This window comes from Bifidobacterium scaligerum, from assembly GCF_002802865.1.
GTDB lineage: Bacteria > Actinomycetota > Actinomycetes > Actinomycetales > Bifidobacteriaceae > Bifidobacterium > Bifidobacterium scaligerum.
This window is the reverse complement of sequence record NZ_PGLQ01000006.1, coordinates 14,374-37,377: the sequence shown is the minus strand read 5'-3', so window position 1 is coordinate 37,377 and position 23,004 is coordinate 14,374. Positions and strand designations below refer to the sequence as shown.

Genomic DNA, 23,004 nt, shown 5'->3' with positions numbered 1-23,004 from the left:
GACGACGGCGAACGCTTCGGACGACGTCGCGCACCACTTCGCCTCATGTATTCAAGTCTATAGCGTTCGCGAGGAGGAGTTGAGTTGAGTTTTCCCCCAGCGGTCTCCGACGATTTCCCGATGCCCCCCCGACCGCAAATCAGCCAAAAATAGTTGCGCCCCAGAATCGCATGGTCCGAATCGAGGCAACACGCTGCCACATGATGCACAGCAGCATAAAAAATGCGACGGGTCTTGAGAAAAGGGGAAAACAAGACCCGCCGCAAGAATATGAACGGCTAAACCGCCGTTATCGGCTCAGCCGACCGTGAACCATGCCGCGTGGGACGGCGGAACCGATCGTCCATCATTAATATGGGTGCCCATCAGCAGCTCTGCATCAGAGGGCAACTCAACGGGATCAGTACCGAAGTTGACCAGCACATGCAGTCCGGTCGGACGACTGTAATGCAGCACGGCCGGATTGTCATCATGCCAGATCATATCCAAATCGGATTGGCAATACGTCCGGCGCAAGGCGATGGCCTTGCGATACATGGTCAGGAACGAATCAGGCTCATCCGCCTCTGCGTCTGCGGCAAATCTGCCATACCAGTCAGGCTGCGGCAGCCATGAACGACCGGTGTTGTTAAAGCCGAAAGCAACCGATTCCCGCTCCCACGGCAGCGGGATACGGCAACCATCACGACCTCGCATGGTATGACCGCTGCGTTCCCACTGAGGATCCTGCAATTCGTCCTCGGTCAAGTCAAAATCCTCGGGCAAGCCGAGTTCTTCGCCTTGATAGATATATGCGGTGCCGGGAAGGCCGAGCATCATCAAGGTAGCGGAGCGAGCTCGCTCGGAAGCTTCGACAGGGTTGACCTGTGGCATCGTGCCAGCAGATGTAATCCATTCATTCAAATCGACATCCGCAGGCAAACCCAGCCGAGTCGCATGGCGAGGCACATCATGATTCGACAGTGTCCATGTCGGAGCACCATCGACCGCACGGAAGCCCCTATACGTGCGTTCGATAACCTTACGGTACTCGTCACGACCCCAATATGCCTTCAGGAGCGAAAAGTCGAACACGCCGTCAAGTTCGTCCTTGCGCGCGTAATCAAACACGCGCGGAGTGAAAGGACTCCAAGTTTCGCCGATACTGTAGCGTGCAGGAACATACTCGTTCATGACTTGACGCCATTCACGATAGATATCGTGCACCGCGTCTCGATCCCAAAGCGGGTCGCTGCCATCGTCGGCCTGCGGCGAGACCAACGTTGGATCGGGCCTGTCCCGCAATGGTTCCGAAAGATCTTTGGACAGGCCATGCGCCACATCGATACGGAAACCGTCAACGCCCCGGTCCGCCCAGAATCTCAACGTGCGGCGAAAATCCTCATGGACTTGCGGATTTTCCCAGTTGAGATCCGGCTGCTCCTTGTCGAACAGATGCAGGTAATACCATCCGTCACCGCACGGTTCCCAAGCGCTGCCGCCGAAATTGCTCTGCCAGTTGGTCGGAGGCAACTCGTGATGGTCTCCCCGACCCATCCTGAACACATACCGGTCACGGGCCGGCGAGCCCGGTTCCGCAGCGAGCGCTTCAATGAACCACGGATGTTTGGATGACGTATGGTTGGGAACGATATCCACCAGAATACGGATACCGTGTTCGTGCGCCGAAGCAACAACCGCATCGAAGTCCTCCAGCGTTCCCAGACGGGGGTCCACGTTACGGTAGTCGGCCACATCGTATCCTCCATCCACCAATGGCGAAGGATAGAACGGCGAAAACCAGATTGCATCTACGCCAAGCTCCACAAGATGGTCCATACGTCGGAGCACACCGGGAAAATCACCGATGCCATCGCCATCACCATCCATGAACGATCGAGGATAGATTTGGTAGACCAAAGCCGTATCCCAGAAGGATGGGGCTTGGCGAGTTGCAATCGTCATAATCACTGCCTTTCAGAAAGCACGCCGTTACGCCGCGACCATCAGCCCTTGACCGAGCCGGCCAGCATGGCGCGAATGAAGTAACGCTGCAAGACGATGAACAGAATCATCGTCGGTGCCATAATGAGCAGAGCACCTGCATTCAGCAGCACTACATCAGTCTGGTACGTGCCGACGAACGACTGCAAGGCACCTGCCATAGTGCGCTTCAGCGGATCGTTAATCAACACGACCGCCAGCAGGAACTGATTCCACGTGGATAGGAATGTCAGAATCGCTAGCGAAGACAGTGCCGGCAGCGACAGCGGCAATTGAATATGAATGAACGTACGGAAATCGCCGGCACCATCGATGGATGCGGCTTCCATAAGATCACGCGGCATCTGCTCGAAATGGGACCGCATCCATACGATTCCGAAAGACAGGTTCAAGCCGATCAATGGCAGTATTAGCGCCCAACGGGTGTTGAGCAAACCCAGACCATCCATCTCATAATACAGCGGAGTAACCAGAGTCTCGAACGGAATCGTCAGACCGATCAGGAAGATGGCGTAGATAATGCCGCGTCCTGGAATACGCAGCTGTGCAAGGGCATATCCGCCAAGTGCCGAGCAGAACACCACCGTCGGCACAACAACCAGCACAAGAATAGTGCTGGATTTGAGCAACGGCAGAATATTGGCCATGTTCCACGCATCTACAAAGTTCTCCCAATGGGGATGCGCGGTGAACTGGATTCCTTCCGGCATAGAACCCTGCGGCTGGATGGCCGCGGAGAACATGCTGAAGAACGGCAGGATCGAGAACAGAATCATCACGACCAGCACGATGTTGCCGGCCGCACGAACGGAAAGCGGCTTCTTCATGATTAGGCCTCCTTCTTTCCTTCAATAAGACGCTGCAATGGGCCAACAACCAACAGCACCATAACCATCAGCACCACGGCGAGCGCCGAGGCCAGACCCACACGGCTTTGCTGGAAGGCGAGGCGGTAAACCTGTACGCCAGGCACCATGGTTGAGGTTCCCGGACCTCCCTGGGTTGACATGAACACCACATCGAAGCTGGCGAGCGCGGCAACGATGGTCATGGTGAAGCAGACGCTGATCTGGCCACGCAGACCGGGGATGGTGATGGCAAACAACTGACGCCACCAACCTGCACCATCCAAAGAAGCGGCCTCATAGAGAGACTGATCAATCGCGCCGATGCCGGAGAGCAGAAGCACAATGCAGAAACCAAGCTGCAGCCAGCAGCCAATCACACCGACTGCATTCAATGCAGTGCTCTGATCGCCAAGCCAAGTATGTGCGAAACCGCCAAGATGAACCGCTTTAAGCATCTGGTTGACAGTGCCGTTATCCGCAAGCATCCAAGTCCAAGCCACAGCAGCTGCGGCGCCAGGGATAACTCGGGGCAGGAACAGGCAAACTTGGGCGAAACCCTTGCCCATCTGCGACTTCACGTCTTTAATCAGCGCAGCGATAATCAGGCCGAGGCCAACGGGGATGATGGAGAAGAAGATGATCAGATAGAACGCATGGCCGATGCTGCTGAAGAGTTCGGAATCCGTGAACACACGGATATAGTTGCCGAAGCCCACCCAAGTACTCGCATCAATGCCGTTCCAGTTGTAGAACGAGTACCAAACGGTCTGAATGATTGGCCACAGCTCAAACATCACATAGAACAGCAATGCCGGAAGAATGAACAGGTATCCGCGAATGGCCCGCTTGATCTGTTCCTTACGCTTATTGGCGGCAAGCTTCCCGTCGATTGACGACGCTGCCGGTGCGGATTGTTGATGAGCTGACGAGCGCTCCGCCATACGCTCTCCAGCAAGAAGCTCAGAAGACATTGCCGTCTGCTTTCATGTACCGTTTCGTTTCCACTGGGTGTTTTGCATAGAGGGTGGCCAGTCGGCCCTGTCGAGCCAACCGGCCACTTACACCGTGTATGGTCGATGCCTGGCCATACACGGCAGCTAGTCAAGCAATCGATTACTTGCCAAGCTCGTCCGCGTACTTGGCCTGAATCTCAGCACCGAAGTCGGCCGGCTTGAGCGAGCCATCCACGAGCTCCTGAATGGCCGGAATCAGAGCGTTGGCCTGAATGCCAGCCGTCGAGTTGGAGATATGCGTCGCGGTGTTGCCACCCTTGATGAAAGCCGCATAGGTATCCAGCACAGATTGCATAACCGGATCGTCGCTCTTGGCTTCACCTTCGCCCAGCGGAGCATAACCGTTGTCGATGGCGATCTGACGTGCTTCGTCAGTGGTCAGGAAGTTCAGGAATGCAGCCGCAGCGTTCTTGTGCTTGGCATTGGTGGGAATACCGAACGGAGTGGCACCATCCAGTGCGCCGCCGGCACCCTCGCCTTCGGTCTTCGGCGGCACGGCGATGAATCCGGCATCCTCACCAAGTGCTTCGGACACGGACGACGTATACCAGTTGCCAGCGGGGAAGAACAGGCCCTCACCCTTGGTGAAGCGCGCCAGCGCCGTAGAGGAATCAAGTGCGTTCACGCCATCGGGGAAGTATCCCTTGCTGGCCCAGTCGGCAATGTACTGCGCAGCCTTGGCGGTTCCGTCGGTGTCAATAGTTGCGCCGTCACGCTGCTGCGTCCATGCACGCACCGCATCGACGCCATTCTCATTAATGATCAGTCCGTCGATGAGATGGATAATGCCTGCATCCTTGGAGGAAGCCATCATCGGCTGAACACCTGCATCCTTAGCCTTCTGCAGATCCGCTTCGAACTCGGCCACCGTCTTCGGAGCTTCAGTGATGCCCAGTTGCTTCGCGATCTTCTTGTTCCAGAAGATGCCGGTCATCGTGAAGCCATCCGGCACGGCGTAGAGGTCGCCGCTGCCCAGTTCGCCGGAATCCGTGAGACGGTAATTGACGGTCTGGCTGTCAGGGATATTCCAGTCGTATAGCTTGGCATATTCTTCAAGGTCAACGACGTGCTTGCCACGTACGGCCGAACCCATGTCGGTGATGCGCGCCACATCAGGCGTCTCGGATGCAGAGATGACACGCGGACCGTTCTGAGCGCTTACGTTGTCGGGGTCATAAGTGGCCTTGACGGTGATGTTCGGATACTTGGCCTCGAACGCCTTAATCAGGGCATCATCCATAGCCTTAAGACCAGCACCGTCCCAAAGTTTCAGCTCAATCTTCTCATCACCGAGGTCCTTGCTGACCGTTTCAGTGTTTGCATTGGCATTGGAGCTGGAAGCACCCGGGCCGCAGGCGACCAAGGTGGAAGCCATCGCCGTAACGGTGAGCAACGTTGCCACTTTCTTGAGGGAGTTCATTGTTGACCTCTTTTCCTTCAACGCTTATGCGTCGTTGTCTTCCTTGACAAACACCAGCTACTCGTGACCTCCGATTCCCGGAAACCAACTCAGTAGCTAAGCGTTTATACACAAAAAGCATAAAACAACAATGCTATTTCTGTCAAACCCGTTCGAGACACGCTGCTTTTTTACAGTTTTTCACAACAAAAAATGTTGGAATTTCAGCGTTTTTTAATCCGACACGCCATATGGAAATCTCTTCGCGTTTCAATAACCAAAGCGCTTAGCTACAATAAGGGCATTGCGTCATTCCGTACCAGTTTTGCAAAGGAGCATTATTCATGATTCTTAAGCCACAGCAGCAGGTGGAGCGCTGCAAACGAGTAATGAAGGAACGCATCGAACCTCGAATCCACCCGGTACTCAGCCACTGCAACGTGCAGGCGTTCGCCAATCAGGGTGAGCCTGAACCTGCCGACGAGTTCCTCGCCCGGGCAGAACGCGGCGAAGTCCCGTTCGAAAGCGTGCCGTTCGGCGAACCATGGGGTACTTCTTGGGGCACGACATGGTTCAAAGTGCAAGGCCATATTCCCGTCGAGGAGGCTCGCGGACGAGCCATCGAACTCGAAGCTCATCTCGGTTTCCTCGATGGTCCTGTCGGCGGCCAAGTAGAGGGCCTGGTCTACCGTCCAGACGGCACCGTCATCAAAGGCCTTCACCCTCGGAACCATTGGGCTCCTCTCATCTCGGCAGATGGTAAACGCGACGCCGTAATTGACGACAACGGTGATTTCACGTTGTACATCGAAGGTGCCTACAACCCTATGATCCCGGCATTTCCGCAAACCACTTGGGGTGCCGGCCCCACGGGCCGCGCGGACGTACGATACGAATTCCACGGAATCGATGTATGCGCCTACGAGCATGAACTCGCCGAATATTACATGGATCTTGACGCTGTCAGCATGGCCATCGAACAGGTGGATCATGACTCGCCGCGATATTGGAAGCTCGCCAAAGCGCTGCAACGCTCACTGAACCGATTCGATATGCGCGATCTCAGCACGGTCGCTGCCGCACGACAAGCTTTGGATAAGGCGATCCACACTCCGACCGGCGGCTCAGCGCTGCATCTGGCAGCAATCGGACATGCACACATTGACTCAGCATGGCTGTGGCCCACACGTGAGACGAAACGCAAGGTGGCCCGCACCGTCTCCAACGCGCTTTCCTTGATGGACCAGAACCCCGACTACCTGTATGCCATGAGCTCCGCCCAACAATACGCATGGCTTGAAGAAGCCCACCCCGACCTCTTTGCCCGCATGAAACAACGCATCCAAGAGGGACGATTCATCCCCGTGGGCGCCATGTGGGTGGAGTCCGATGGCATGCTGCCCAGCGGCGAATCCCTGATTCGTCAGATTTCATACGGCAAACGGTATTATCGCGAGCATCTGGGATGCGACACCAAGGTGATTTGGCTGCCAGACAGCTTCGGCTATACCGGCTCATTCCCGCAAATCGCGAAAAGAGCCGGCTATGAATACTTCCTGACGCAGAAAATATCTTGGAACGACACCACGCGGTTGCCTCATCACTCGTTCATGTGGGAGGGCATCGATGGCTCTCGCATCTTCACGCACTTCCCTCCCGCAGACACCTATGGGGCCGAAGTGAGCGCCAAGGAACTGACCTATGCAGAGCATAATTACAAGGACAAGGACATCTCCTCGTCCGGAGCACTGCTGTTCGGTTACGGCGACGGCGGCGGCGGAGTAACCCGCGAGATGGCCGGCCGCGTTACCCGATACCGTGATTTCGATGGCATGCCACACACGGAATATCAAGCGCCTGAAGCATTCTTCAGCGAGCTCAAGCAAGAAATCGCGCGGGAGGCCGGCGACGAATTCCCCGTGTGGAAAGGCGAACTGTATCTGGAACTTCATCGTGCCACGCTTACCGCCCAGCAGGAGATGAAACGCGGCTGCCGCCAGACCGAGTCGCTGTTGCGTACCGCCGAATATCTTGGTCTGCTCGCTTCGCTCGTAGACCAAAAGTACGAGTATCCGCGCACGCAGCTTGACGCCATCTGGAAAACGCTCCTGCTCAACCAGTTCCACGACATTCTTCCCGGCTCGGGAATTGCCTGGCTCTACACGCAAGCACGTGCAGAGTACACGCGCGACATGGAGGCACTGCACAACATCATCGACGACGCCAACGCTGTGATTCGACGCGCACTTCCAGATGCTCCGGTCATCGGCTCCGGCAAGATCGTCCCGTTCGCCGCGCCGCTTCCGGCGGCAAACGGCGCTTCGCAATGGGCCACCGTTCCCAATGTCTCCGGCAATGCCGACCCCGTCTCCGTGAGGAACGGTTCAGACGGCTCGATCGTGCTCGACAATGGCCTCATGAGCGCCACGATCGAATCGGATGGCACCATATCGTCGCTATGGGATGCCGTAGCGCAGCGAGAAATCGTACCGTCCGGCACGAGGCTCGGCCGCTACGAGCTGCTGAAGGACGAACCAAGCGTCTTCGACGCATGGGATATCGAGCGTGACGCTTTCCTCACGGCCCATACGCCCACCGGCGGCTATGTTGAATCCGTCGCTACGGAAAAGGACGGCACCGCATCCGTTAACGCTCGTCTCACATTCGGCAGCAGCGCCATCGAAACCACGATCAGCCTACGCCCGGGAATCCGTCAGCTTGATTTCCACGCGCATGTCGCTTGGCACACGCAAGAACAATTCCTCAAAGTTGACATCCCGACAAATATCATCGCAAACCGCGCAACCTATGACTGCCAATACGGCACCATCGAAAGACCCGTGGTCAAAAACACGTTGCGCGACGAAGCGATGTTCGAGAATTGCAGTCATCGATTCATCCATGTATCCGAACCCGGATATGCAGTCGGCGTGGTGAACGGTTCCACTTATGGATCCGACACCGCTCCCCTGCAATCTGACGGACACACATGCGGAACCATGGTTCGCCTGTCACTGCTCAGCGGCCCCTGCGCCCCCGACCCCCAAGCCGACCAAGGCGATCATGATTTCAACTGGTCTGTAGTACCTTCCGACGGCATGCTGCCGGCAACCATCGCCGCGGCATATATGCTGAACGCGCCAGCCATTACCGACCTTGTGGCGACACTTCCGCCGATTGCCCTTGAAATCACCCAAGGCACACCGATTATCGATTGGATGAAGCTGGCGGATGACGGATCCGGCGATCTTATCGTGCGCGTGTACGAAGCTACCGGCGCACCTGCAGCCGCAACGTTGCACGTCAATTCTGATCTACTCGGCCCAGCCACCATCGTTGAGACCAACGAGCTTGAGGAAATCGCACATTACGATGGCGAGCCCGTTGCCCTGGTTACCGACGAGATTCATCCAGACGATGAGCAATACGCCGAAGGCGCGCAATTGGTGTTTGGGCCGTACCAGCTCGCCACGCTCCGGATACATCGTGCTAACTGACAGGTGAAAATAGGAGACGCCTGAACTTATTTTTGTGTGGCGGCCTCAATTGGCCGAGCAACCGAGGCCGCCACACAAATAAGCCAATCGGAATTACAGGAACATATCAATCCGGTTCGAAGCATAATATTCTAGTACTGGATTTGCCGCCGACGGCAGATCCCTTCTACACCACTACCGATCGCACAGCGACGTTGAAAGGACCACGATGAAACGCGCAACCATCGCCGATGTGGCAAAACTCGCGGGAGTTTCAACGTTCACCGTATCTCGCGCGTTGCATGGCAGAGAACGCGTTGCTGAATCCACTCGTCAACGTGTCGTCGAAGCCGCCAAAGCGCTGAACTACACCACTTCCAAGTCGGCTGCGGCTCTGGCCAACGGCCGCACACAACGTATAGCACTTCTTATCAGCGAGTCACTCAGCTCATCGTTTAACGGACATATTCAAGATGGTCTCTACGATGTTCTGCGCCCCGCCAATTATGACCTTCTGGTGTACCGTGCCGGAGGCGACACCGAACGCGCTGATTTCTTCCAGCATCTACCGGCAGACCGTAACGCCGACGCGCTTATCGTATCGTTTTCCGTAACCGACGAAGAACAGCGAACGGTGACATCCATGGGCATGCCAATCGTCACCGTGAACGCATTGAATAATAAATTCACACAAGGCTCGGTCAGCATTGACGATATCAAGGCCGAAGGCGAAGCCGTACGCTATCTTCACGCTCTCGGCCATAAACGTTTTTGCTTCGTCGACAAGCAGGAACATCTATGGGGCGTGGATCACCGCATTCTCGGATACCGGCAAGCCATCGACGAACTCGGCCTTGAGGACTGCGGCACCCTCACCATCGACAACAATCCATATCGGCCGGCACGCAGAGCCGTCGCACAACTGCTGGCCATGCCGCAGCGTCCGACAGCCATTTGCGGCTGGTCAGATCAATATGCAGAAGCGATGCTGGTCGAGCTGTTCCGATGCGGAATCCGCGTGCCGGATGAAATCTCGGTAATCGGCTTCGATGCATTCGAACCGTACCGGATGCTCGGGCTCTCTTCTGTGGAACAACCCGCGCGCAGAATTGGTCAAATCGCCGCGGAAAAAGCGTTGGCTCTCATCAACGAAGAAAAGCTCGACGAACCACACACCGTGGTACCTACAACCATCCTTCCCGGCGAAACCACCGGACCGTGCCCGGAAGATTCCGACGCCTGAAGTTATGCGTCCTTGATGAACGCCCAATAAATAACGACAGGAACACCCCACACCCGACACAGGAGTCGTCATGTTTGCATCATTGACCCATACCCAGCCGTTTGTTTCGCGCGCGATCAACGCCGAGAATCCGAACGGCGAGCCCGGCAAAGCCGCCATGGCGGCAAGCGCGCTCGGCCCGTCGCGCAAAGGGTCGCCGTGTCTGCGCAACATCGCGCCCGGCGCAACGGTGACTCTCGCCGATATCGACGGACCGGGCCAGATCACCCATATCTGGTTCACCGTGGATGAGAAAACCACGGACGCCGACTGCTATGTGCTGCGCGATCTGGTGCTGCGCATGTACTGGGATGGAGAGACCGAGCCGAGTGTGGAATGTCCACTGGGTGATTTCTTCTGTTGCGGATTCGGTCGTGCGGCAGTCGTCACGTCTGGTCCGGTGGTGGCGTTGCCGTCACGCGGCATGAACTGCTATTGGCCGATGCCGTTCCGCCGTCACGCCCGCATCACGGTGGAAAACCAGCACGCCAATCCCATCAAGGACCTGTTCTATCAGATCGATTACCGTCTGTATGACGACGTCGCTTCACTGACCGGCGCGGCCGACGACCTGCTCACCTTCCACGCACAGTGGCGACGTCAACCCATCACCCAGCCTGCGCAGGACTATGTCGTGCTCGACGGCGTGCGCGGCTCCGGTCATTACGTCGGCACTTACCTGGCGCTGACCACACTCGAACGATACTGGTGGGGCGAAGGCGAGTTCAAGTTCTACATCGATTCGGACACCGACTACCCCACCATCTGCAGCACCGGCACCGAGGATTATTTCGGCGGTGCATGGAGTTTCGCCCGGCAGGAGCATGGCCGCACTGTCGAACAGTGCTACAGCACGGAGTTTCTGGGGTACCCGTATTACTCGCAGCACGATCCGCTGATCCACAGCGATTACCATGACGACGTCACTCCGCCGCAGCGTGGCCTCTACCGTTGGCACATCCCCGATCCGATCGTGTTCCGCGAGCGGCTCACCGTCACTGTGCAGCAGATCGGCTCGGCGGCGTGCGGCGCTTTCGAACGTCAGGACGACGTCGCTTCGGTTGCGTATTGGTACCAGAACGAGCCGCACGGCAGCTTCCCGGCGCTGCCCGACGCCCGCGCACGCCGGCCGCGCTGAACGCGGAACGTACAACAATCATCCTCATGCCATCTCAACAGGCGATGCATACCGAGCGAAAACGCGATGTCTGACATCATCAGGGCATACAATGGCGGACATTGCGCGCGGCCGACGAACGGAAGGCCGTGCGGCAAGTCCCGCGTTTGATCGGCTCACGATCGAGCGCACGCGAGAATCGAGAGAGAAGTCATGAGCAAGACTGACGCGTCCAAGAAGCCGCGCGAAACCGACGACGTGCCGGTGCCGGCAACGCTGCGCAAATCCCTGAAAAATCGTCATATCCAGCTGATCGCCCTCGGCGGCGCCATCGGCACGGGTCTGTTCTACGGCTCCAGCGAATCCATCGCGCTGGCCGGTCCGTCCATTCTGCTGGCCTACCTGATCGGCGGCCTTGCGATCTTCATGATCGTGCGTGCATTGTCCGAAATGTCCGTGGAGGATCCGAAAGCCGGCGCATTCAGCTACTACGCCACCCGGTACTGGTCCAAGCGCGCCGGTTTCATCTCCGGCTGGAACTATTGGTTCAACTACATTCTGGTTTCCATGGTGGAGCTCGCCGTGGTGGGCAGCTTCGTGAACTACTGGTTCCCGGCCATCCCCACTTGGGTTTCGGCGGCTGTGTTCCTGGTTTTGATTACCGCCGCGAACCTGCTCGGCGTCTCCAAGTTCGGTGAATTCGAATTCTGGTTCGCGATCATCAAGATCGTGGCCGTGATCGCCATGATCTTGGGCGGTCTTGCGGTGATCATCTTCGCCCTGCCTACCGCTTCCGGTATCAAGGCAAGCTTCGCCAACTGGTTCACTGTAGGCGACGGCTTCTTCCCGAACGGTCTGATGGGTCAGGCTTCCGACGGCTCCTGGACCGGCCTCTTGATGGCTCTGGTCGTGGTGATGTTCAGCTTCGGCGGCACCGAGCTCATCGGCATCACCGCCGGTGAGACCGAAGACCCGCGCACCACGATTCCGCGCGCCACCAACGACATCATCTGGCGAATCCTCGTCTTCTACATCGGCGCTCTGGGCGTGATCATGGCCGTGGTGCCGTGGAACACCATCGATGGCCAGTCGAGCCCGTTCGTGCAGATCTTCGATTCCGTGGGCATTCACGCAGCCGCCGGCATTCTGAACTTCGTGTGCCTGACCGCCGTGATGAGCGTCTACAACTCCGGCCTGTACGCCAACTCCCGCATGCTGTACTCGCTGGCCAAGCAGGGCAACGCGCCCGCATACTTGGGTCGCCTGAACTCGAAGGGTGTGCCGGTCGCCGGCGTATTGACTTCCGCTGTGATTACGGCGATTGCCGTGGTCGTGGTGTTCGTGTGGCCGCAGTTCGCGTTCAACTATCTGATGTCGATCGCCACGATCGCCGGCATCATCAACTGGACGATGATTATGTTCACCGAGATGAAGTTCCGCAAGGTGGTTGCCGCGGGCGGCGCTCCGGAAGATACCGAGCTGTCCGGTAAGTCCGGTCAGGCGGCGCTGGATGCGATTCACTTCAAGCTGCCGTTCGCCAAGGTGACCCCGTGGGTGGTGCTCGCGTTCTTGGCTTTGGTCGTTGTGCTGATGTGCTTCTCCGCCAGCTACCGTATCGCTGTGATCGCCGGCGTGATCTGGCTCGCCATCCTCTTCGTGGCCTACCAGCTCACCCAAGCCAAGAAGTGATCACCGTTTAGCTACTGGCAACCGACCCGTCCGGAACAATTGATTGGGCATATGAATCACCGTGATTCATATGCCCAATCTCATATTCGAGATTTCCGGTCGTTCGGTGTTCGGACGATCCGCGTTGTCCCGCATAGCGGGTTCTTATCATCGGTAACCGTTAATTGACCATGTTGGGCGACTGCTTGTGTGGGGAATGTTCATCTTGTTGTTCGCCTGTGACGGGATGTCGTAGCCTGTTGCGTCACCGGTGGTTTGCGGCAATACCGCATCCCGTGTGGAAAGGAGTTCGGATGATCGAATTGAGTGATGAGAAAGTGCTGTTCGCCTTCTCCAAGGATGCGGAACCCGTATTGACCGTGGATTCCGGCGAGACTGTGCGCATTCATGCGCAGGACTGCTTCTCGAACCAGATTCAGTCCTACGAGGACACCATTGACGGACTGGACTGGGATCGTGTGAACCCGGCAACCGGCCCGATCTACGTCAAGGGCACCAAGAAGGGCGGCATGCTCAAGGTTCACATCGATGCCATGGAAGTCGGCAAGCAGGGCATCTGCTGCACCGGCAAGGAGGAAGGCGTCTACGGAGACAAGCTTGACGATTGGGCCATGCACATCGTGCCTATCGACCATGAGACGAACGAGGTCGTGTGGGACGATAAGCTGCGTCTGCCGGTCAAGCCGATGATTGGCGTGATCGGTGTGGCGCCTGCCGGCGACCCCGTCAGCTGCGGAACCCCGGACGTTCACGGCGGCAACATGGACAACAACCAGATCACCACCGGCGCGACCATCTGGTTCCCGGTCAACGTGGACGGCGCTCTGTTCGGATTGGGTGATATGCACGCGGCCATGGGCGACGGCGAGGTCGGCGTATCCGGAGCCGAGATCGACGGCTACGCCACGGTGACCCTGACCGCAGAACCGGACCTGAAGTTCGATACGCCGTTGTTCGAGGACGCGGACAACTTCGGTGTCATCTATTCGGCACCGACGTTGGATGAGGCCGCCGATGGTGCCGTGCACCGCCTGGTGGATCTGGTGGCCGATCGCACGGGTCGTGAGCCGGCCGAACTGGTGCAGCTGTTCAGCATCGCGGCCAACGTGGGCGTGTGCCAGATGGTCGACCCGCTGCGCACCGTGCGCTTCACCGTGCCCAAGCACGTGCTCGATGCGCTCGGCTTCGCACTGTGAGCCGATTGTTCTGACGCAGGAAAAATAAAGAGGAGAAAATGGCTGAAAAGCAAAACAGCAAGGAGCGCGCCGAGGTCGCGGCCAGCGACGAGGCACTCGAATCCATGGGATATAAGCAGGAGCTCAAACGAGCCCTGAGTGTGAAGGACATGATCGTCTACGGACTGATCTTCATGGTCCCCATCGCCCCGTTCGGCATCTATGGCGGTGTGTTCGATGGTTCCGGTGGCATGCCGGCACTCGTCTACCTCATCGGCATGGTCGCCATGATCTTCACCGCGCTCACCTACGGTGTGTTGTCCCGCGAGTTCCCGATGGCGGGCTCCGTCTACGGCTACGTGACGCATGGCGTGGCCAAGGGGGCCGGCTTCATGGCTGGTTGGGCGATTCTTATGGACTACCTGCTCATTCCGACCATGCTGTATGTGGTCGCCGCAGGTGCCATGAACGGCATGGTGCCGGGCATCCCGGTGTGGGCGTGGTCGGTCATCTTCATCGTGATCAACACGTTCGTGAACTTCCTGGGCATCGAGGCCACCAAGATCGTCAACATCGTGGCGCTCGTGCTTGAGCTCATCGTGCTCGCGATCTTCGTCGTGGTCGGCGTGTGGTGGGTGGCCTCCAGCCCCGACTCGCATGGCTTCACCCTCCAGCCGTTCTACAACCCGTCCACGTTCAACATCAGCCTGGTCATGGGTGCCGTCTCCCTGGGCGTGCTCTCCTTCCTGGGCTTCGACGGCATCTCGACGCTGTCCGAAGAGGCTGAGGACGCACAGAAGGGACCGAGCCGCGCCATGGTCGTCTCCCTGCTCGTGGTCGGCGTGCTGTTCATGCTCCAGACCTACGTTGCCGGTCTGATCAGCCCAGACGGCAAGGTGTTCGCTAACGATCCCGACAACGCCTTCTACCTGGTGTCCCAGGTTGCCGGCGGCAAGGGACTGTACGTCATGTCCGCGCTGGCGACCGCAATCTCCTGGGGCTTCTTCAACGCTCTGGTTGCCCAGACCGCTCTGACCCGCATCCTGTTCGCCATGGGCCGTGACCGCATGCTGCCCAAGGCCCTGTGCGCCGTCCATCCGAAGACCAAGACCCCGTATATCGCGGTCCTGTTCGTCGGCGTGGTCTCTCTGGTTCTGGTGCTTATCTTCGATCAGCTCGGCACCGAGGCCATCGGCAAGCTCGTCAACTTCGGCGCTTTGACCTCGTTCGCAGTGCTCCACCTGACCGTGATCTGGCACTTCTACATCAAGAAGAAGACCGGAGACTGGCTCAACCACCTCGTCCTGCCGATCATCGGCTTCGTGATCATCGCCTACGTGTGGATCTCCCTCGACCCGGCATCCAAGACCTTGGGCCTGAGCTGGCTGGCCGTAGGCCTGGTCTACTACCTCATCCTGCACTTCGCGCTCAAGAGGGACACGCAGCTGAACGTGTGACGAAAACCCACGAGATGACCATTATCCACCATGGAAGCATGGTCAAACGAATCATCTCCCTGAAGGGGCGGGCTGCAACATCTGATGATGCGCAGCCCGCCCCTTCGTTTGTTTGAAGCTTAAGCTTATTCGAGGAGCGATTTCACAAGCGCCTGATGCCGGAATCAGAATTCGGCATACGCAAAGACATGAACGACTATCAGACAGCGAATCTCATAACTCATAAAACATCCAACGAGAACGCTGTGTCCCATAAACGGCCGTTTACAGAACTGGATAAGTGCAAAATATCGCCATATCCATAATCAGACGAGTGTAGAATAATACACTATATAGATTGCAACGAATGCAAATAGAGGAGGTGGAAACCATTGAAACGCAAGGCTTACTACCGCATCAAATTCTGGAAGGATCACAAAACCAAGCAGGCATTACTCGTGACCGGCGCGCGCCAAGTGGGCAAGACCTTCATCATCGAGGAGTTCGGCCGCAACGAGTACGAGCATATAGTCGAATTCAACCTGGTGCTCGACGACAACGCACGCCGCTCGTTCTCCCAAGCAACCAGCCCCGACGATCTCCTGTTCCGCATCTCCGTCGCGTCGAGCGTGCCGCTGGTTCCAGGCCACACACTGGTGTTTCTCGACGAGATCCAACAATGTCCGCAGATCGTAACCTTCATCAAGGGGCTGGCAGACAAGGGCGACTACGACTACATCCTGTCCGGCTCGCTGCTTGGCGTGGAACTGGAGGACGTGCGTTCACTGCCGGTCGGTTATCTAGACGAGTTCGCCATGTATCCGCTCGACTTTGAGGAATTCTGCTGGGCGAACGGGTTGGTCGAATCGGCGTTCGATATTGTCCGCGACAGTTTCGCCAACCTAAACGCCACCCCCGATTTCATCCACGATAGGCTCACCGAACTGTTCCACCGGTATTTGCTAGTCGGCGGCATGCCGGCGGCGGTCGCCGCGTTCACCGCGAACGGCGTCATTGATCCCGTGCGTGCGGTCCAGTCGAATATTCGCGCCTACTACGAGCATGACATCAAGCAGTACGCCCCCAAGGCAGACCGTCTGACGATTCAGGAAATCTACCGGCTCATTCCCGGCGAACTGCAAAGTCAGAACCGCCGATTCCAAGTCAGTTCCATCACCGATATCAAGCGGTTCTCCCAGATCGAAAACGAGTTCCTATGGCTGACGAACGCTAACGTTGCGCTTCCGGCATTCAACGTCGCCGCCCCAGTCGCCCCGCTGCGCATCAACAGCGAACGACGGGTCATGAAGCTGTTCTACTCGGACGTGGGTCTGCTGGTCAGCGCCTACGGCAAGAAATCGGTGCTGGGCATCCTCGCAGGCAACGCAGCGATGAACATGGGCGGAGTGTACGAGAACGTCGCCGCGCAGGAATTTGTGGCGCACGGGTTCACGCACCTGTACTACCTCACCAAGAAAGGCATCGGTGAGCTGGATTTTCTCATCGAAACGAACGATGGCGACGTACTGGCTCTGGAGATCAAGTCGGGCGCGTATTTCCGCTCCCACGCCGCGCTCGACAGGGCGATGACGACCCCCGGCTACGGCATCGACAAGGCGTACGTTTTCGCTGAAACCAACGTATTTACCGAGGGAAACGTCACCTACCTACCCATGTACATGCTGTCGATGCTGGCCAACGATTAGGCCGGAAGCCAGCCGGTCAACGGTACGAGTCACGTACTCACGGGCCGCGACAACATCGGCGGCGAGATCGTTTAGCGCTTGAGATCGTTGGCGCAGCGCAGCACGTTCGGTGCCACGAAGTCCGCCGGATCGAGGCCGTCGGCCGCCGTGATATGCCATGTCACCGATTCGTCGGGCAGCAATGTGACCATGCCGCCATCGATCGTCGCATCTTCATCGACCTTGTCAACCATGCAGAACACGTCGCGAACGTACGCGCGCGCGGTGACGGTCAGGTCGTAACCACCGTTCGCATTGACGACAACACTTGCATCGATCGGCATGCAGTCGAGCTGCTGGTCGATCACGTCGGCCGGGTTGTAGATCACGCGCGCGAATCCGTCAGCGCCGCCAGCCGCAACCGCACCAGCCGCCCCGGAACCATCATCAGCCGCGCTGCCAGCCGCAACCGGTGTCACGACGAGCACCTCGCGCGACACATCGCCGAACGCCGCAACCGCTTCATCAAGCGCCAGCGTCACATGCTCCGGCTTGCCGGCCGCGAACGTCACATCGAACGACTGCGACGCAAGCACCGCACCGTCGAAATCACGACGTTCCACAGTCCACGTACCGGACCACGCCGCCAGCGTATCGTTCGCGATCACCAGCGCAAGGTGATCGGCCGCAACCGACACGCCCTCCCAGCTGTGGTCCTTACGGTACTGCTCGCTCACCCGCGGCTGAATCGTCGCGAATCGCGGCGCGAAGAAGTCGTGCGACGCGTACCACAGTGGCTTGCGATGGCCGTAATAGTCAACGGCCGCCCACGAAACGACCGGCCAGTCGTCATTGAGCTGCCAGATCAGCGTACCGGCGTTCACCGGCTCCAACGAGCGCATATGTTCGACGCCGAAACGGATCGCCTGCGCCTGCTGCAGCTGGCACGCCCAATGCCAGTCCTCGATCGACGCCCATTCGTCGGTCGGAATAAGCCAGCTGTGCGCGCCATCGGACGGCTTGCCGTTCACCACGCCGCCATAGCTCACATCGTCGATATTGCCCGGGGTCAGGTGGCCGCGCATACCGCGGGCGAGCTTGATGTTGCCACCCGCGGCTTTCTGGTGCACGAGCATCTGCTTGCCGAACGGCTCCAGTGGCTCATCGTGCACCACACGCGTCAGCGTGCTGAACGCCGGCGGTGCCTGATAGCCGAATTCGTCCGCGAAGCGCGGGGTGTAGTCGGCGTACTTGCGGTAGTCCACGCGGTTCCACACATCCCAGATATGCATGGTGCCGTCAATGTCCTTGTTCGCATCGACGAACTTGGTGAAGCTCATCGGCGAGCTCGGCAAATAGACGTGAGTCGGGTCGAGTTCGGCGAGCAGCTTCGGGAACAGGTCGGCGTAATAGTAGTTGCCCCAACCCTTTTCGCCGTAGCCGTATTCGTTTGCGGGGCGATCGTCGTCGCGCAGCGCCTGCTTGAAGCCTCCCCACTCGGAGTAGGCGACATAGTTCTCGTTCGAGCCGTTCCACACCGTCAGGCTCGGGTGCGAGGCAAGACGGTTGATGTGTTCGCGCGCCTCGGCCTCGATCTCAGCACGGGTGTCGGCGTCCTCCGGGTAGGCGGCGCAGGCGAGCGCGAAATCCTGCCATACCATTACGCCAAGTTCGTCGGCAAGGTCGTAGAAGTCGTCGGATTCGTAGATGCTGCCGCCCCAGGCGCGCACCATATTCGAATTCGATTCGATGAGATCGGCGAACCGCGCCGCATAGAACGCGCGGTCGCCGCGACTCAGGAACGCGTCGATCGGCACCCAGTTGTAGCCGCGCGCATGCACCGGCACGTCGTTGACATAGATCTGGAACGGACGGCCGATCTCGTCGGCGCGCGTATCGACATGAACGGTACGGAAGCCGACGCGACCGGTCCACGTCGCGTCCGCAACGTCACTGTCCGTAACGCCACCGCCCGCAACACCAACCTCTGCCCCAGCAATCACCGTCACGTCGTACAACGGCTGCTCACCATAGCCGGCCGGCCACCAGCGCCGCACGTCCGGCACGACGGCAGTCAGCGTCGCACTGTCGCGACCGTACTCGACCTCACCCGAAACAGTGACGTTCGCACCGAACCCGACCACGGTTACGCTGACCGGCACCGGCTTCTGCTGCGTGTGCGCGTCGGCCGAGGTCATCACACGGCCCTCGCCCTCTCGTTCGATCTCAACGGTGGTCGTCAGCACACCGGCACCATCGGGACGCACGTCCACCAGCGGACGCACGGCGGCGAAACGTACGCCGGACCATGAATCGATGCCGATCTCATGCCACATGCCCGCGTTCGCAACGTCAATGCCCCAGTCCCAGCCGAACTGGTAGCTCGGCTTGCGCAACTGGTTGAACGCGTGATGTTCAGTGTGCGGATAGTAGCCGACCTGCTGTTCGCGGCGATCGGATTCGCGCACGGACGATGCGAACGTGACGGCCAACGTGTTCTCACCCTCGCGCAGCTGACCTCGCGCATCCCATCGGTAGGAGCGGTGATAGTTCTGCGCGAAGCCGACGAACTGACCGTTCAACGTTACGGTAGCGACGGTGTCGAGACCGTACGCGACCAGATCGTGACGGGTCTTGCCGTCCGCATGCCAGTCGAACGTGGTCTCGAACTGCCAATCGATGTCGCCGATCCACTGCTGATGGTTTTCGTTGTCGCCGTCGAACGGCTCGTCGATAAGACCGGCGTTGAGCAGGTCCAGCGTAACCTCGCCGGGGACTGTGGCCGGAATGCCGGTGGCGATGGCGTCGCGGACTTCAGCCGGAGCAACTTGCGGGTTCAGTGCGCGAACCGTCCAACCTGCGGTAAGCGGGGTGAACGTGGGTGGAGTATGGGTCATGGTGACTTCCTTATCGCATGTTCCATAGGGGTGGGCCGAAAACCTGCACCGCCAATATCTTAAGCGCTTAAGTTCCGTCCATGCAGCGCACCGGCAAGATATGTGCGCTACTAAATCGGTTTATCGATCGCCATCACTACTCTGGATATCGTCATCATGCAGTGACGCAACTTCCGTGAGGAGAGTCGATGTCAAAACCGACCATCAAGCACACCATCAACGACGATATGTCCAACACCGCCTCATCCACAGCCGACGATCGTAAGCCGCACGTCAGCGACGACCAGAATTGGACCGATTCTGTACCGCCGGACACCCCATGGTCGTTCACCGAATACATCAATACCTATCGCAAGAACGCCGGGCATCCCGTCCACATCCTGCTGAGCTTTTTCCGCGGCTCCGGCAAACAGCTCACCATCTCCACCCTTGCGCTGATCGCCAAGCAGTCACCGTGCTGGGTGCTGCCGATCGCCACCAGCAACATCATCAACATCATCACGTACCGCGACCAGCACAACTTGAGTGAGCTGTGGATCAACCTCGCCGTCGCGCTCATATTCATCCTGCAAAACGTGTTAAGCACGTGGACCGTAGCGCTGCAGTTCGGCCGCATCAACCGCAATATCGAGCGCAAGCTGCGTGGCAGCCTTATCGTCAAACTGCAGCAGTTGTCGATTCGTTTCCATAACGAGACGCAATCCGGACGACTGTTGTCCAAGGTGATGCGCGACGTCGAAAACGTCGAGGTACTGATCGACCAGACCTATCGCAGTTTCCCGATTATCGCGCTGGACATCACCATCGCGGTTGTCGTCACCGCGCTGCACAGTCCGACCGTGCTGCTGTTCTTCGTGCTCACCGTACCGACGACGGTGATCGCGATCTACTGCTTCCGCAGACCGATTCGCGAGTCGAACCATGATTTCCGCTCGCAGATGGAACAGACGCAGGCGGCCGTCGCCGAGATGATTGAAATGATCCCGGTCACCCGCGCACATGGACTGCAGCACGTCGAGATCGACCATATGAGCAAACGGCTCAACTATATTCACGACACCGGTCTCCGCCTTGACGTCGTCAATGCGTTGTTCGGCTCGACGGGCTGGGTGATCTTCCAGGTGTTTCAGCTCGGCTGCCTTGCATTCACGTCATATCTCGCGCTGAACGGACATATCCAGATCGGCGATGTGGTGCTGTTCCAAACGTATTTCGCGCAGATCGTCAACTCCATTTCGTCGCTGATCAACCTGTACCCGGTGCTCACCAAAGGCATGGAATCGGTGTCGTCGATCGGCGAGATTCTGCAGGCCGATGATGTGGAGCGCAACACGCGTGACGTGGAGCCGGAGCGACTGCGCGGCGACGTGGAGTTCCGCCACGTGGACTTTCGGTACAGTCCGGAATATCCGAGAGTGCTGCACGACTTTTCGCTGCACGTGCCGGCCGGCCAGTCGCTTGCGTTCGTGGGTGATTCCGGATCCGGCAAGTCAACACTGCTCAAGCTGCTGATCGGATTCGGTGTACCTGAGGCCGGGTCGGTGCTGGTGGACGGCATCGATTTGAAGGAGATGGATCTCGACGCCTATCGTCGGCAGATCGCGGTGGTGCCGCAGAATACGATTCTGTTCTCGGGCACGTTGCGCGACAATATCATCTACGGACTCGGCGATGTGGATGACTCCGAGGTCGAACGGGTCGTGCGCGAGGTGGGGCTTGACGATGTGGTCGCCGAGCTGCCGAACGGCTTGGATACCCAGCTTGGCGAGCATGGCGGCACGCTTTCGGGCGGCCAGCGGCAACGAATCGCGATTGCGCGAGCGCTGATTCGTCACCCGCGCATCATCATCTTCGATGAGGCGACGAGCGCGCTTGATTCGGCGTCCGAGCGCAAGGTGCAGGACGCCATCGATCACATGATGGGCCAGTGCACGACGTTCATGGTGGCGCACCGCCTATCTACGATCCGCAACGCGGACCGCATTGTGGTGATGGAACACGGCCAAGCCGTCGAAGAAGGCACGTACGACGAGCTTATGGCCGCGCGCGGCAAGTTCTACCAGCTCAAGACCATGCAGTCATGAGCGGCGAGCGGCAAGCGCACCCTTGCAACACTGATTTCCCCCTTTTCCCGAATATGTACCACTGACGCCGGCTCAGCGGCACATATTCGGGAGGGAAGATCTCCCTTCCTGGAAGTTCGTCCTTAGAAGGTCGGAGCTCTCTCTTTCCCGAATATGTACCACTGACGTCGACTCAGTGGTACATATTCGGGAACCGGGGGATTCGGGAACCGGGGAACTTGGGGTCACAACGATGAGGGAACAGCGAGATAAGGCCGGAACACACGCTCGGTGACGGGGATGTGGAGCATCAACATGGTGCCGTAGCCGAGGACCACCAGGAAGAACAGTCCCGACGGCATATAGAACCAGCAGCCGATCACCAGTGCCACGAACACGGCATCCACCGCCACTAACGCGATCGTTGCAACAATATGGGAGATACCGAAGATAAAGGCGTTCTTCAGCGTGCCGACCACTGTGTTCTCAAAGCGCGCCTGAAGCGCGAACACCCATTCAAAGCCGATAATCCAGAGTATGCTCAACGCGAATTTCGGAATGAGCAACGGCGTGATCTGCAAGACGACCCACGCGTAGACCAGCCCGATGAGCGCTGCAAGAAACGGCAGCCACAGCATCGTGGACTGAACGAAATTGACCTTGAACGCCTTGCAATAGTTGGCGACGACGCCACGGCCCTCACCCTCTTCGGACCGACGGCAGGCATCGTGACCGGCCGTGATCGCCGCGCCGATAGTGATGATCGGCAGCGATGTGACCAGCATCAGGAGATTGATCAGCACGCCGTCCACCAGATTGCCCCACGCACGCATGAATTTGGAGTCAGGTGCCAGCCAGTTCACGGAAATCACGCTCCTCTCCCTTACTTTCCGCTCCTGTTATCTGCTGTTATCTGGGAAAACGTACGCTGACGGCCACTC

Annotated in this window: 14 protein-coding genes; 8 read left to right on the top strand and 6 right to left on the bottom strand. The window is 58.3% G+C overall.

Annotated elements, in window-relative coordinates; all coding sequences use genetic code 11:
* Positions 1–297: 297 nt before the first annotated feature.
* The 4 genes from CUU80_RS08375 to CUU80_RS08360 form a co-directional block, all read right to left on the bottom strand.
* On the bottom strand, positions 298–1,944 hold the full coding sequence (locus tag CUU80_RS08375) for a glycoside hydrolase family 13 protein (RefSeq protein ID WP_100496865.1): 1,647 nt from the start codon (positions 1,942–1,944) through the stop codon (positions 298–300).
* 41 nt (positions 1,945–1,985) lie between these two features.
* Positions 1,986–2,810: a carbohydrate ABC transporter permease gene (locus tag CUU80_RS08370; RefSeq protein WP_100496864.1), complete on the bottom strand. Its 825-nt coding sequence runs from the start codon at positions 2,808–2,810 to the stop codon at positions 1,986–1,988.
* A 2-nt stretch (positions 2,811–2,812) separates the two neighbouring features.
* Positions 2,813–3,625 (bottom strand): carbohydrate ABC transporter permease, encoded by an 813-nt coding sequence (locus tag CUU80_RS08365; protein ID WP_240951050.1) that lies wholly within the window; start codon positions 3,623–3,625, stop codon positions 2,813–2,815.
* Positions 3,626–3,944: 319 nt separating this feature from the next.
* A complete protein-coding gene (locus CUU80_RS08360; RefSeq protein WP_100496862.1) occupies positions 3,945–5,264 on the bottom strand; it encodes an ABC transporter substrate-binding protein in 1,320 nt (439 codons plus the stop codon).
* A 323-nt stretch (positions 5,265–5,587) separates the two neighbouring features.
* Here CUU80_RS08360 and CUU80_RS08355 point away from each other — a divergent pair, with 323 nt between their 5' ends.
* From CUU80_RS08355 to CUU80_RS08325, 7 genes are all read left to right on the top strand, one after another.
* Positions 5,588–8,740 (top strand): alpha-mannosidase, encoded by a 3,153-nt coding sequence (locus CUU80_RS08355; protein ID WP_100496861.1) that lies wholly within the window; start codon positions 5,588–5,590, stop codon positions 8,738–8,740.
* A gap of 208 nt (positions 8,741–8,948) precedes the next feature.
* Positions 8,949–9,962 carry a LacI family DNA-binding transcriptional regulator gene (locus CUU80_RS08350; RefSeq protein ID WP_100496860.1) on the top strand — a complete coding sequence of 338 codons (1,014 nt, stop codon included), beginning with the start codon at positions 8,949–8,951 and terminating at the stop codon, positions 9,960–9,962.
* A 70-nt stretch (positions 9,963–10,032) separates the two neighbouring features.
* Complete coding sequence (locus CUU80_RS08345) at positions 10,033–11,139, top strand: glycoside hydrolase family 172 protein (RefSeq protein WP_100496859.1); 1,107 nt, start codon at positions 10,033–10,035, stop codon at positions 11,137–11,139.
* A 192-nt stretch (positions 11,140–11,331) separates the two neighbouring features.
* Entirely contained in the window at positions 11,332–12,807 is a 1,476-nt protein-coding gene (locus CUU80_RS08340) for an amino acid permease (RefSeq protein WP_100496858.1), read from the top strand.
* Positions 12,808–13,100: 293 nt separating this feature from the next.
* Positions 13,101–14,003, top strand: a complete 903-nt coding sequence (locus tag CUU80_RS08335; RefSeq protein WP_100496857.1) for an acetamidase/formamidase family protein — start codon at positions 13,101–13,103, stop codon at positions 14,001–14,003.
* A gap of 38 nt (positions 14,004–14,041) precedes the next feature.
* Entirely contained in the window at positions 14,042–15,439 is a 1,398-nt protein-coding gene (locus tag CUU80_RS08330; RefSeq protein WP_100496856.1) for an APC family permease, read from the top strand.
* A gap of 371 nt (positions 15,440–15,810) precedes the next feature.
* On the top strand, positions 15,811–17,124 hold the full coding sequence (locus tag CUU80_RS08325; protein WP_100496855.1) for an ATP-binding protein: 1,314 nt from the start codon (positions 15,811–15,813) through the stop codon (positions 17,122–17,124).
* Positions 17,125–17,195: 71 nt separating this feature from the next.
* Here the strand turns inward: CUU80_RS08325 and CUU80_RS08320 are convergent, their stop codons facing one another.
* On the bottom strand, positions 17,196–20,000 hold the full coding sequence (locus tag CUU80_RS08320) for a glycoside hydrolase family 2 protein (RefSeq protein WP_100496854.1): 2,805 nt from the start codon (positions 19,998–20,000) through the stop codon (positions 17,196–17,198).
* A 188-nt stretch (positions 20,001–20,188) separates the two neighbouring features.
* On the opposite strand from CUU80_RS08320, the gene CUU80_RS08315 reads away from it, so the two are divergent.
* Positions 20,189–22,084, top strand: a complete 1,896-nt coding sequence (locus CUU80_RS08315) for an ABC transporter ATP-binding protein (RefSeq protein ID WP_207760108.1) — start codon at positions 20,189–20,191, stop codon at positions 22,082–22,084.
* 224 nt (positions 22,085–22,308) lie between these two features.
* On the opposite strand, the gene CUU80_RS08310 is transcribed toward CUU80_RS08315, so the two are convergent.
* Positions 22,309–22,926, bottom strand: coding sequence for a DUF624 domain-containing protein (locus tag CUU80_RS08310; RefSeq protein WP_100496904.1), 618 nt, complete (start codon positions 22,924–22,926; stop codon positions 22,309–22,311).
* Positions 22,927–23,004: the final 78 nt, after the last annotated feature.